This is a genomic window from Arcicella rosea (assembly GCF_040543805.1).
Lineage (GTDB): Bacteria > Bacteroidota > Bacteroidia > Cytophagales > Spirosomataceae > Arcicella > Arcicella rosea.
This window is the reverse complement of sequence record NZ_JBEUMS010000023.1, coordinates 12519-25761: the sequence shown is the minus strand read 5'-3', so window position 1 is coordinate 25761 and position 13243 is coordinate 12519. Positions and strand designations below refer to the sequence as shown.

The window sequence follows — 13243 nt, the reverse complement described above, 5'->3', positions numbered from 1 at the left end:
AATTATCGCATAATTACTCATAAAATTAGAACTCTCAAAAAAATATTTAAAAACTTTATTTTTTAAAACACCAACAGTTTAACCGCTTGGATAAAAGCCACTAAAATAAAAGTCCAACCCATGACTTTATCGAACATTTTAGGAGATAAAAATTCAAAAACCAATCCCCTTTTACGATTAGCCACATAAGCACATAAATAGTTTAGGAAGAACGCACCAATACTTGCACCTAACACAAAAGCGATTTTATCAATGGAACTTTCAATGCTTAAAATTTTATAGTTTTGATAATTAATCAGAATTACCAACCAAAAAGGTAACAATTGTGGATTGAGCAATGACAATAAAAAGCCACTCAAAACATCACCGCCCAATGATAACACCTTTATTTCTGCCTGTACTTCTGTTGTTTTCAGCAAGGCTTCTTGCTTTTTCTTAGGTTTTAAATAATTCCATCCGACCAATAATAAAATAGGCAAAACAGCCCATTGCATAATTTCAAAAACAAGAGGATACTGTTCAAATATTTTTAAACCTTCAACCGCAAAATATCCATAAATCATTTCGGGAATAACTCCTCCCAAAGTCATCCACAAACCAGCACTAAGGTTTTTTACTAGTGTTTTTTGAATCACCGACATATTCAGAGGTCCAGGATGAAACGAACCCGCAAAACTGATTAGGAAGGTGATGAGGAAGATGATAAAGCTTTTCATAAAATTTTTCTGAGGGTTTAGATTCCACAAATTGCCATCAAACAAAACTACTACATTTCTTAGCTTCCTACTTGTCGGCTATATTACCAAACCATTATTTCATGTAAATTGCAATATTCTCGACCAAATCGAGCATTTAATTAGAATCTCTTTCATTTCTGTACTATTTACAGAAATTGTTAACCAAGCAAATGCAATCTTCAGAACATACTCAAGCGTCTTTATATACAGAAGAAATCACCCTTTTTGCCGATGTAATCGTACCCGTTGCTGTACCGAATACTTTTACGTATCGTGTTCCACGTGAGTATGCTGCCAGTATCACTGCTGGTTTAAGAGTGATTGTGCAATTCGGGAAAACGAAGGTTGTTACCGCTGTGATTGCACGAATTCACAACAAACCGCCAGAAAAATATCAAGCCAAATATATTTTAGAAGTATTAGACGACGCTCCTTTAGTAAACGCTAAACAAATTGAGCTTTTCTATTGGATTGCCGATTATTATATGTGTACGGTCGGCGAAGTACTGAACATTGCTTTGCCTTCGGGTTTGAAGATTTCGAGTTTATCGAAAGTACAGTTTAATCCCGAATTCGACCAGCCTGCTTTATTGACAGAACGTGAAACGGAAATCATCGAAGAACTGAAAAAACATCAGTCTTTGAATTATGATGAACTCGCACGTTTTGCCGAAGTAAAGAATGTTTATCATATTATTAAGTCTTTAATTCAGAAAAAGGCTGTCATTGTTTTTGAAGAAGTACGTGAAAAATATACGCCAAAGATTCTTAAAAAAATCAGACTAAATCCTTTTTATGAAGATGCACTTTACTTAACGGCTTTGATTGGTGAATTAGAAAAATCGCCCAAACAATTGGATGTAATTTTGAATTATTTAAAATTCGTTCCAGTACTCCGCACGCCCGAATTGAATAAAAAAGGTTTAGAAAAAAGTGCTTTAACCAAAGCCAATGTTTCGGAAAGTTCGATGAGTACTTTATTGAAAAATGGTATTCTTGAACAATTTGAAGTAATCGTTAGTCGCTTTGAAGAAGACCTTGACTTTGTGGAAGCTCCCACGCCTGTACTTTCTGAATCTCAAGAAAAAGCGTTCTCAGAAATCATGCAAAGTTTTCAGACAAAAGACACAACACTTTTACATGGCATTACAGGCAGTGGCAAAACAGAAGTATATATTAAACTAATTGAACAAGTATTAGAAAGTGGCTCGCAAGTATTGTATTTATTGCCAGAAATTGCCTTGACTACCCAAATTGTGGTGCGATTACGCAAAGTTTTTGGCGATAAAATGGGCATTTACCATTCTCGATTTTCTGATAATGAACGGGTAGAAGTATGGAAAGGTGTTGTTTCTGGCAAATTTCAATTTGTGGTGGGCGTGCGTTCTGCGGTGTTTTTGCCTTTTGATAATCTTGGACTCATCATTGTTGATGAAGAACATGAAACTTCTTATAAACAATTCGACCCAGCACCTCGCTATCATGCCAGAGATGTGGCAGTGGTGATTGCTCATCGACAAAAAGCTAAAGTACTCTTGGGTTCTGCTACGCCTTCTATCGAAAGTTTTTACAATGCCAAAACCGAAAGATATGGCTTTGTGGAAATGAAAGAACGTTTTGGCAATACGCAATTGCCCGACATTGAACTTATCGACATCAAAGTAGCTCGAAAACAAAAACTAACCAAAGGTGATTTTTCAAACCTGATGTTGGACACGATGGGCCTGAATCTGGAGAAAAAACAGCAGACAATTTTATTTCAAAATCGTAGAGGTTATTCGCCTTATATTCAGTGCGAAGATTGCGATACCATTGCGGCTTGTCCCAATTGTGATGTGAGCCTTACTTATCATTATAGCAATCAGGAATTGCGTTGCCATTATTGCGGACACCACGAACCGATGTCAAAAACTTGTCAGGCTTGTGGTTCTACCAAGTTGAAAACAAGAGGTTATGGCACAGAAAAATTGGAAGAAGAATTACAAACCTTTTTGCCAAATGCCAAAATTGCTCGAATGGATTTAGATACTACCAGAACCAAAACGGCTTTCCAAACCTTGATTAATGAAGTAGAAAGCGGTGCAGTAGATATTTTGGTGGGAACGCAAATGGTTTCTAAAGGATTGGATTTTGAAAAAGTGAGTCTTGTCTGCATTTTTGATGCGGATAGAATGATTCATTTTCCAGATTTTCGTTCTTCGGAAAGAGCTTTTCAAATGCTGACACAAGTAGCAGGACGAGCAGGACGAAGAGGAACGCAAGGAAAAGTATTGATTCAGACCAATAATCCAAAGCAAAAAATATTACAACAGATTATCGAAAATGATTATGAAGGTTTGTATCAAGACGAAATCAAAGAGCGAGAAGACTTTCAATATCCACCTTTTACCAGAATCATCAAGATTACTTTAAGGCATATCGACCAACCCAATGCCGAAAAAGCAGCCCAAGCATTAGCCCAAAAGCTTATCGAAAAACTGGGAACACCAAGAGTATTAGGCCCAGAAAAACCATTGGTAGAAAGAGTACGCAATCAGTATTTATTTGAAATCATGATAAAACTCGAAAAAACCATCAACCTAAAAGGAGCAAAAGCCTTTATTGCCGAACAAGTACAAAACATAGAACTATCAAAAGACTTTAAAGGCGTTGGAATTGTAGTGGATGTGGATTGTGGGTAGTTTGAGTTTATTCCATTTTCATGGTTTGCTAGCTTATTTAGTCAGAGTAATGCTTTGCTTTACACTTAAACTAGGTAAAAATTATTTATTGGAATGGCAAAAATATATTTGGATTCATCAGGGAGAGTAAAGGTTTTGCTGAGCGATAAAGTGAGATTCGCTTTATCCATTTTTCTCCTCATAAGAAAAAACGTAAATTTGTGCATATTTGAATGTTGGCTGTCAAGCTACAAAACATCACAACAAATACTTTAGAAAAAGAAAATATGTCGATAACAAAAGAGTCAGAATTAGTTGGAATGCAAAAAATTAGTGAAGCGGTTGCTTACACGTTGAAAGAAATGAGAAAATTTGCCCAACCAGGTATCACAACAAAGGAATTGGATAACTATGGTGGACAAATTCTGAACGACTTGGGAGCTAAATCTGCACCATATCTAACTTATGGTTTTCCTGGTTGGACTTGTATCAGTACTAATAATGAATTTTGTCATGGCATTCCTTCAAGTAGAAAAGTGTTAAAAGAAGGAGATTTAATTAATATTGATGTTTCAGCAGAATTAGATGGCTTTTGGTCGGACAATGGTGCTTCGTTTGTGATAGGAACTGATGTAAACCAACACCAAAAATTGGTTGAAGCGTCAAAGCAAATTTTACATAAAGCTATTTATAATATTAAGGGCGGCGTTCGCATTTCTGACATTGGACTTTTGATTGAGACCGAAGCGAAGAAAAGAGGTTATAAGGTCATCAAAAATCTGACTGGTCACGGAGTAGGAAGAAGTCTTCATGAAGAACCAAGTGAAATAGCGAATTTCAGAGATAAATATAATACAACAAGGTTTAAGAAAAATTCTGTGGTAGCTATTGAAACATTTATTTCAACTACTTCTACTTATGCTGAAACATTGCAAGATGGCTGGACAATGGTTGGAAACAGGGGCGGTTTTATGGCTCAACACGAACATACAATTGTAGTTACCGACGGAAAACCAATTGTATTGACAGAAATGAATGAGATTTGGAATTAAGAAAAACCATTATTTCTTGAGAAGTTCGTGGAGACACGAGCTTCTTTTTTTGAATACGAAAGAGTTAATTCTAAATTCCATGAGTTGGAAACTCAAGCTACGGTTTTGGTTTTTGCTGTTTTAACTGAAAGACATTTCCTTCTGGGTCTTCTCCATCACATAAAAAGTAATCGTAGTTATCGAAAGTCTTTACTTCTCCTAATGTTACTTGTTGGGCTATTAGTTGCTCTCTCAGTATATAAAGGTCTTCATCTACTTCAAAAACAATCTTGGTATTGTTATCAAATTTGAAAGCTTCTTGATTTCCCTCTAAATATTGTTCTCCTATTTTATGCAATCCGATTTGAAAATCCCCTGCTTTCAAGAGTAACCAATTATTACCATATTCTTCAATGATTTCCAATGCCAAAATACCTACATAAAAGTCTTTCATTACTTCTATGCTTTGAACAAAAATGATGATGGAAATTAGTTTTAGTTTCATGGAAAATGATTTATACTATTTCTTAATCTTTATAGTTTTTGCTGACTATCTAGTGATTTCACTAACAATGATGACACTTAGAATAGACCATATTACAGCACCAATTGCAATAGATAACACATACTTTTTATACCGTTTATGTTTTTCTTCATCAAATTGATTATCGAAATAGACAAAATATTGTTGCAGTTTTTTCTTCTTTCTTCTATAAATAAAAAAAGATAATATTGACAGGATTATTATTATTACACCTATCGCAAATCTTCTTTCTAAAAAAAATAAATTATTATCCCAATATTTTGACAACCCAAACTCTGATGTGCAATAAATCATAACTGGAGAAAAATATAGAAATCCAACTATTGATAATGCAGAAAATGTATGAATTTTTGCGTCATCCAAATCCTTATTATCTTTTGAATAATACCTGTAGGTGAAATAGATAATGTAAATTAAAAATTCTTTTATTCTTCTCATTTGCTATAAATTCTTTTCTTGAATCAGTTTTTTCATCAATGACTATTGATTAAACCTGTCTCAATATTTCCTAAAACACATTACTCTTAACTTAATGAAACTAATCATTACTTAAAAGATTGATGGCTAATGACTAGGTAGGACAATTATCAAGGTATCTGAAGTAATGTCTTTTTCGGTAAATGACCTTACTTTTTTAACAATTTATTTTTCACGATATTTTTATCTGAAAAACTATTTAAGTCTGTAGCTTTAACAATAAATATATTGACTTTACCATCATATTCAATATTTATTCGTTGCTTCATCGAAATAGCATTCATTACTCCATCAAGACTGCTAGACTTAAATATTTCTTTTATTGATTGTCGTTTAACTCTAAAGGGGAACATTTGATTTTCTCTTGAAATTATAGAGTCCTCTTTATATGCGTAAATTACAGATGGTCTTTTTCCAATCACGACATCAGTAGTATCCGGTCTTATCGATTTGATAAGTGTTGTATCTCTAATAATATCATCTTTAGATAAAAAATAATATATATCCTCATTAGTGTTATTAGTCAGATAAATATATTCATAATCTCCTTCATTCTTAATACAAGAAGAAATCAATATGATTAAAAGCAAAGCTAGTTTTTTATTCATCGCTTTAAACGTTGATTAGTTTATGTAGAAGTCATCTATGGCAAGTATGATGACTGTTCAGTAATAGAAGTACTCTATACAGGGATATGTTATAACAAGCATAGTCATTCCAATTTCACATCCTCATCACGAATATTCTTTTCCCAAAAAGAGACATACTCACTTTTACTCATATAACAGTAAACTTTTTCTTTTCTAACATCAATCACCGTGTACTTTCTCTTATTGATAGGAATGCTATCTTGACTACAGGATATAGAGTCTGTCGATACGACACAAATAAAGTCATCATTAAACTTACAGTCTGTTACTGGTTCTATCCAATTACATGATGAGTTTAAGTTTATAGATAAGCGATTGGTACACGACCCCTCAATTATATAATGATGCCCTCCTGGTAAGTCTATCACATCATCTGACATATTACAACCGAGACAAACAAAAGACCAGACAATGGCTAAAATATTCCTTTTCATTTTATACTCGTTTTAGATTGTAGAAACCTCCATTAGATTTCGAATAAAATCCCTTTTCCTATTTTTATTATTAATGACATTTTCAATAAACATCCCCCAATTAAAATCTTCTTCGTCAATATATTCAAAGGGTGCAATATTCAAAAGCTCAGTAGATGGTGGTGCATAAGAAAATTGAAAGACTAATACTTCATCATTAAAAATTTTAACTAATTTTTCAGTACCATTACTACCATTTACAATCTTCACGTTGAAAGTATCATCTACGGGTTTTATTTCATCACCCAAGATGAAATAAAGTTTATAATCTGATACAAATAATGCAGATAGTTCATTATTGATTAATTTATATAATCCATTACAACTAGATATTGAACTATCTTGTATGTTCCTTTTCAATTCTAAATTGATAAATATATTTGCGTCATCAAAATTTCTTAAGATTGTCATGTCATTCTTTATTTAAAACTTTAAATCAAACTAAGCCATTCACAACATTTCCTAATACCCAAAAAAGAATTCGCCTTTCCTTTTAATTTCACAAACTAAGGGAAAGGGCACTCGAATAATCTTACAGAAACATCTAATGATGACTCTTTTGTGGATTTTCTCCATAGTTTGGTAACTATAAAACTATCACCTATTATTAAATAAAATCATTCTTTATTTCACGAGTTGGAAACTCGTGCTACTGATGTGATGATTTTTTCCTTGTTAAAAATAGCTCCTGCACTCACGGGATAAGTGACTGCACTGATACTATTAGCTCCTGCACTGACGGGATAAGCGACTGCACTGATACTATTTGCTCCTGCACTCACGGGATAAACGACTGCATTTATACTATTTGCTCCTGCACTCACGGGATAAGCAACTGCACTCATACTATTAGCTCCTGCACTCACGGGATAGACGACTGCATTGATAATATTAGCTCCTGCATTCACGGGATAGGCGACTGCATTCATACTATTAGCTCCTGCACTCACTGGAGAAGCAACTGCATTTATAATATTTGCTCCTGCACCGACGGGATAAGCGACTGCATTCATACTATTAGCTCCTGCACTCACGGCATAAGCGACTGCATTTATACTATTAGCTCCTGCACTGACGGGATAGGCGACTGCATTCATACTATTAGCTCCTGCACCGACGGGATAGACGACTGCACTGATACTATTAGCTCCTGCATTGACGGGATAGGCGACTGCACTCATACTATTTGCTCCTGCACAAACGGGATGAGCAATCGCACTCACAAAATTGGCTATCGCAAGTACTCATTAAGTGATTTGTCTTTTAAAATAAGTAGTCTATATAAAATGAATGACGGTATCTTTTTCAATTTAAAACATTGCATATCAATATCTTAAATTCACAACTCATCATTCACAATTCACAACTCTTATTTGCTTCACTCCATGTTACTTAAACAATAGCCAATTGATTCTACGCTCTGTATATTCCCTATTAATCAGGAATGCTTATAAGTTTTTCTCGATAAAGTTGGTCATCATTGTGTAAAGATGGAAACGTGTGTTTCCTCCATAAATACCATGATTCTTGTTTGGATAATAAAACGATTGAAATTGTTTATTTGCCTTAATCAATGCCTCTTCTAAAGCGATTGAATTCTGAAAATGAACGTTGTCATCGCCTGTGCCGTGTACTAATAAGAAATTACCTTTTAAGTTTTTGGCATAAGTAACGGGCGAGTTTTCATCATAGCCTTTTGCATTTTCTTGGGGTGTTCTCAAGAAGCGTTCAGTATAAATACTATCATAAAAACGCCAGTTGGTTACGGGTGCAACGGCAATGGCAGTTTTGAAATAATCGGCTCCTTGAAACAAACAGTTGGATGACATATAACCACCATAACTCCATCCTTGAATACCAATTCTTGTTTTATCGACATACGGTAAATTACCCCAGTATTTGGCGGCTTCTATTTGGTCTTTTACTTCTAATTTCCCTAAATTCAAGTAGGTACATTTCTTAAAGTCTGCTCCTTTTCCGCCTGTACCACGGTTATCTACACATGCCACGATGTATCCTTTTTGAGCCAAATGTTGATACCAAAAAGCATTAAAGCTATCGAATTGATTCAATACTTGCTGACTGCCTGGTCCACCGTATAAGAACATAAAGACTGGATATTTCTTTTTAGGATCAAAATCAGTTGGTTTAATCATCCATGCGTTTAGCTCAATGTTCTCTGAGGTTCTGATAGTCATGAATTCTTTCTTGGCAATATCGAAAGTTTCAAGGGTTTTTCTGAGCGCAGCATTATCTTCCAATATTTTTACTAATTGCCCCGATGGTGCTTTGTGTAAACTTACTTTTAGCGGACTATTGGAAGCAGAATGTTGAAGAATATAATATTTGAAATCATTGCTAAAGCTTGCGGTATTCATGCCATGCTCTTGCGAAAGCTGCTTTTTCAGTTTTCCTTCTAAAGAAATACTAAATAATTGACGTTCAGTATTTGATAATTCGGTAGAAGTAAAATAAAGTGTCTTAGTATTTTCGTCGATACCATAAAAATTATCTACTTCCCACTTACCAGTCGTGATTTGGCGAATTAATTTACCTGCTATATCATAGTGAAAAAGGTGTTTAAACCCATCTTTTTCAGAAGACATGATAAATGATTTTCCATCTGACAAATAAGTCAAATCATCTCCAAAGTTTTCAACATCTACATAAGTATTGCTTGTTTCTGTAAGCACAATATTACCTGTTCCAGTTTGAGCATCCGCATGAATAATGTCCAAACGGTTTTGTAAACGGTTTAATCTTTCTATAGAAAGTAAGTTAGCATCTTGTGTCCAGCGAATTCTTGGAATATACATATCTGTTTCAGAACCAATATCCATTTTAATGGTTTTTGCTTCTGATAAATGATGTACTGAAATGCTTACAGTAGAATTTGCTTCGCCAGCTTTTGGATATTTATAGCGATAATCTGTAGGATAAAGCTTGCCCCACATTTGCATATTGTATTCAGGAACGTTGGTTTCGTCGAAAGTATAGAAAGCAATCTTTTTACTATCTGGTGACCATTGAAAAGCACGAGCAAAAGAGAATTCTTCTTCATAAACCCAGTCGCAAGCACCGTTAATGATATAATTCCACTTACCATCATTGGTAATTTTTTGTTCTGTCATGGTAGCTAAATCAACCACAAATAAATTATTCTGACGAACAAAGGCGACTTTCGCACCATCAGGCGAAAAAGTAGCAAACATTTGTTTTCCACCGCTTGATAATTGTACTAATTTCTTGGTCTTTAAGTCATACACGAAGTTTTCTTCTTTAGAACTACGACGATAAATTGGTTCAGACTCAGTACTTATCAATAATTTTTGTTCATCAGCAGAAAGAGCATAATCATCTACCGTGATTTTCTTTCCTAAGTTTTCAACACTTACGGCTTCGTTGAAAAGAGTAGCCACCGCTGCACCATCTGTTACTTGGTGTTTGATTACTTTGCCATTATCAAGGGCAGTATAGAATGCACCATCTTTCATCCAGTTGATGTTTTGTACTTGTTTCTGTACAAAAGTGTATTTAGACCAGATGTCTTCTAAAGTAATGGCTTTTTTGTTTTGTGCCAATGCGGAATAATTGCTGGCAGAGAAGATTACTAAGGCAAAAAAGAGTAGTTTTTTCACGAATATTATGGGTATTGGTTGTTGATTGATTATTTGATGAATAGCTTTTCGGTTTGGATGAAAAGTAATTGTAAAATATATCATCAAAGTTAAAAGAAATAGCGGAGAAAAGGCTGTTGCAAAGCTGGAATCGCCCAAAACAAAATTGGCATGACCGAAGTCATGCCAATTTTTTAGAAGATATTAAGAATAAAGCTATTTAAAAATCACAAACTCAGGAGTTTCTGTGGTATTACTTACGTTGAGGGCTCTATCCTTGATAGTTATGCCTAATTTAATTGTATCTTGTTTTCCTGTTATCTTAAAACCACTGTATAAATTATAATAAAAGTCTATAGAATAATCTATAACTCCTTCAATGGGACCCGGCTTTGTTCCTTCTTTTAGATGAAATTTAATATTTCCGCCAATAATATCATCTGGAACTATTTTTTCAAACTTACCATTTTTCTTGAAGTAAAAATCAACCATGTAATTTTGAAAACCATCGCCTTGCGTTTTAAAGACATTTTTTAATTCTTCTTCAGTATGACCTATGTCACCGTCACCATCCTGATAATTGATAGAGATAATTACTGAATCTTTTTTGGCAATACCTAACTGACCTGGCACTTGAGTTGTAATTATACGAACATTATTATAAGAAATGCTTGGAGTATTACTAAAATCTGGTAGTCCAGTACAAGAGACAATCAATGTTAAAAATCCAAATATGTATAAAATCTTCTTCATAGTATTAAAAAAAACATTTTGACGATATAACGTTTTATCCTTCTTGCTTGTTGCTTTATTGTTCTGCATTTTAATGAATTGCTTAATTTTGCAAAACGATTTAGAGGAATTTGAAGTATAGACCCCAAAAATGATAACATCAGCACAACTAAAAGCAAGCGTTTTAACAGTAAATTCAGAGAATTTTGATGCTTTGGCTTTGGATATTTTCCGTTTTCAAGCACAAAATAATATTACTTACGCAAAATACTTAAAAAATCTTCAAGTTGATGTATCAACATTGCAGTCAATTCAAGACATTCCCTTTTTACCAATAGAATTTTTCAAGACTCAAAGTATTTTAACTGGCGATATTGAGCCTAAAGTAATCTTTGAAAGTAGCGGAACGACTGGACAAAATACTTCAAGACATTTAGTAGCCGACCCAGCTTTTTACTTACAGATTGCGGAACAAATCTTTGAAAAGTTTTATGGAAAGCTTTCGGATTTCACCATTTTGGCTCTACTTCCCTCCTATCTTGAACGTAACAATTCTTCTTTGGTTTACATGGTTCAGCATTTTATTCAGCAAAGTAAATCAACAAATTCTGGCTTCTACTTGAATAATTATCAGGAATTAGGTGCAACCATGAAGCGCATTTCGACCGAAAATCCTGATAAAAAAATCCTTTTAATCGGTGTTACTTTTGGTTTATTAGATTTTGCCGAAGCAGGTTTGGATTTATCTTTTTTACAAGATTTTAACAACCTAATTGTGATGGAAACGGGCGGCATGAAAGGCAGAAGAAAAGAATTATTGCGAGAAGAAGTACACGAAATCTTGACGAAAGCCTTTGCAGTCGATAAAATTCATTCAGAATATGGTATGACAGAATTACTTTCGCAAGGATATTCTTTTGGTGAAGGCATTTTTGATTTGCCCGCTTCGATGAAGATTTTATTGCGAGACGTAAACGACCCTTTTAATGTTAAAAACCAAAGTAGAGGAGGCATCAACGTAATTGATTTAGCCAATATAGATTCCTGTTCTTTTATAGAAACCAAAGATTTAGGTTCTTTTGTTACAGAAAATCAACAATTTAGAGTATTGGGTAGATTCGACAATTCGGATATTCGTGGCTGTAATTTGATGATTATGTGATTAAGGATGGGCTTCCAACCATTCTTCTCCATTTTCATAAACTTCTCTTTTCCAGATAGGAACAACTTGCTTTAAAGTATCAATCAACCATTGACAAGCCTCAAAAGAAGCCACACGATGAGCAGTAGCAACGGCAATTACTACGGCAACATCCCCGATTTCTAATACTCCTTTTCGGTGAACCATCACGATTTTTTCAATCTCCCATTTTTCACGGGCTTGGTCGGCAAGCTCCTGCATTTTTTTGACAGCCATCGTATCATAAGTTTCAAAAATGAGTCTTACAACTTCTTTTTGTTTATTATGATTTCTGACTGTTCCGATAAATACATCCACAGCTCCCGCACGGTCAGACTGTGCGGCATCAATGCAGGCTTGAATATCAATGGCTTTGTCGGCTATTTGTATCATTTAAAACATTCGTTTAGTTTAAAATCGTTTAAGTAACTCTTTCCGTACACTTCTTACTTTTCTTGCCTTGATGCAAGAAAAGTAACAAAAGAAAATCAAGAAATTCCGAAACTCGCTCCGCTCAAACAGCGGAATTTCAATAAATGCTAACGCACGAAAACTTAAATCTTAATCTTCAAATCTGCACACCTTCAAATTTTCAAATCATTTTTCCAATTCCACAAAAGAGTATTTGTATAAATGTTTTTCGTCTGTGGCGTGGTCAATTCGGTTTACTTCTTCCCAAATGTCTTTATCAATTGCTGGGAAAAAAGTATCGCCTTCAAAGCTATGATGTACTTCTGTCAGATAGATTTTATCCGCAAAAGGTAAAGACAAACGGTAAATTTCTGCTCCGCCAATGATAAAAGCCTCGTTTTCTTCAATTTCATTAGCTGCTTCAATGGCATCTTCCAAAGAATGAACCGTAATACAACCTTCAATTTGAAATTCAGGATTTTTAGTAATAATAATAGAAGTACGATTAGGCAAAGGTTTACCGATAGATTCAAAGGTTTTACGACCCATGATAATCGGATGTCCCGAAGTAAGTCTTTTAAACATTTTTAAATCTTCTGGCAAATGCCAAATCAACTGATTATTATGTCCGATAACGCCATTTTCTGCAACAGCGACGATGATTGATAATTTCAATTAAGTATGAATGCTGAATTGTGAGTTGTGAATTTAAAATTCTGTATATCAATAAA

Annotated in this window: 13 protein-coding genes; 3 read left to right on the top strand and 10 right to left on the bottom strand. The window is 34.3% G+C overall.

The window, feature by feature from the left end:
- Nucleotides 1-62 precede the first annotated feature (62 nt).
- Nucleotides 63-716, bottom strand: coding sequence for a LysE family translocator (locus tag ABID42_RS22620; protein ID WP_367285601.1), 654 nt, complete (start codon nucleotides 714-716; stop codon nucleotides 63-65).
- Between the two features lie 191 nt (nucleotides 717-907).
- Here ABID42_RS22620 and priA point away from each other — a divergent pair, with 191 nt between their 5' ends.
- The gene (priA, locus tag ABID42_RS22615) at nucleotides 908-3418 is read left to right on the top strand and encodes a replication restart helicase PriA (RefSeq protein WP_367285600.1); all 2511 of its coding nucleotides are present in this window, start codon (nucleotides 908-910) and stop codon (nucleotides 3416-3418) included.
- 266 nt (nucleotides 3419-3684) lie between these two features.
- Nucleotides 3685-4449, top strand: a complete 765-nt coding sequence (map, locus tag ABID42_RS22610; RefSeq protein WP_367285599.1) for a type I methionyl aminopeptidase — start codon at nucleotides 3685-3687, stop codon at nucleotides 4447-4449.
- A gap of 97 nt (nucleotides 4450-4546) precedes the next feature.
- Here the strand turns inward: map and ABID42_RS22605 are convergent, their stop codons facing one another.
- The 7 genes from ABID42_RS22605 to ABID42_RS22575 all read right to left on the bottom strand — a co-directional run bounded on the left by ABID42_RS22605 (nucleotide 4547) and on the right by ABID42_RS22575 (nucleotide 11011).
- Nucleotides 4547-4933 carry a VOC family protein gene (locus ABID42_RS22605; RefSeq protein WP_367285598.1) on the bottom strand — a complete coding sequence of 129 codons (387 nt, stop codon included), beginning with the start codon at nucleotides 4931-4933 and terminating at the stop codon, nucleotides 4547-4549.
- 45 nt (nucleotides 4934-4978) lie between these two features.
- A complete protein-coding gene (locus ABID42_RS22600) occupies nucleotides 4979-5410 on the bottom strand; it encodes a hypothetical protein (RefSeq protein WP_367285597.1) in 432 nt (143 codons plus the stop codon).
- Nucleotides 5411-5598: 188 nt separating this feature from the next.
- Complete coding sequence (locus ABID42_RS22595; RefSeq protein WP_367285596.1) at nucleotides 5599-6057, bottom strand: hypothetical protein; 459 nt, start codon at nucleotides 6055-6057, stop codon at nucleotides 5599-5601.
- 488 nt (nucleotides 6058-6545) lie between these two features.
- Nucleotides 6546-6983: a hypothetical protein gene (locus tag ABID42_RS22590; RefSeq protein ID WP_367285595.1), complete on the bottom strand. Its 438-nt coding sequence runs from the start codon at nucleotides 6981-6983 to the stop codon at nucleotides 6546-6548.
- A 218-nt stretch (nucleotides 6984-7201) separates the two neighbouring features.
- Nucleotides 7202-7795, bottom strand: a complete 594-nt coding sequence (locus tag ABID42_RS22585) for a ribosomal eL19 family protein (RefSeq protein WP_367285594.1) — start codon at nucleotides 7793-7795, stop codon at nucleotides 7202-7204.
- A 225-nt stretch (nucleotides 7796-8020) separates the two neighbouring features.
- A complete protein-coding gene (locus ABID42_RS22580; protein ID WP_367285593.1) occupies nucleotides 8021-10210 on the bottom strand; it encodes a S9 family peptidase in 2190 nt (729 codons plus the stop codon).
- A 195-nt stretch (nucleotides 10211-10405) separates the two neighbouring features.
- Nucleotides 10406-11011, bottom strand: coding sequence for a hypothetical protein (locus ABID42_RS22575; RefSeq protein WP_367285592.1), 606 nt, complete (start codon nucleotides 11009-11011; stop codon nucleotides 10406-10408).
- A 61-nt stretch (nucleotides 11012-11072) separates the two neighbouring features.
- On the opposite strand from ABID42_RS22575, the gene ABID42_RS22570 reads away from it, so the two are divergent.
- Nucleotides 11073-12083, top strand: coding sequence for a LuxE/PaaK family acyltransferase (locus ABID42_RS22570; RefSeq protein WP_367285591.1), 1011 nt, complete (start codon nucleotides 11073-11075; stop codon nucleotides 12081-12083).
- Here the strand turns inward: ABID42_RS22570 and ABID42_RS22565 are convergent, their stop codons facing one another.
- Both ABID42_RS22565 and ABID42_RS22560 read right to left on the bottom strand, forming a co-directional pair.
- A complete protein-coding gene (locus ABID42_RS22565; protein WP_323255971.1) occupies nucleotides 12084-12494 on the bottom strand; it encodes a molybdenum cofactor biosynthesis protein MoaE in 411 nt (136 codons plus the stop codon).
- 204 nt (nucleotides 12495-12698) lie between these two features.
- Complete coding sequence (locus ABID42_RS22560) at nucleotides 12699-13187, bottom strand: dihydrofolate reductase (RefSeq protein WP_367285590.1); 489 nt, start codon at nucleotides 13185-13187, stop codon at nucleotides 12699-12701.
- Nucleotides 13188-13243: the final 56 nt, after the last annotated feature.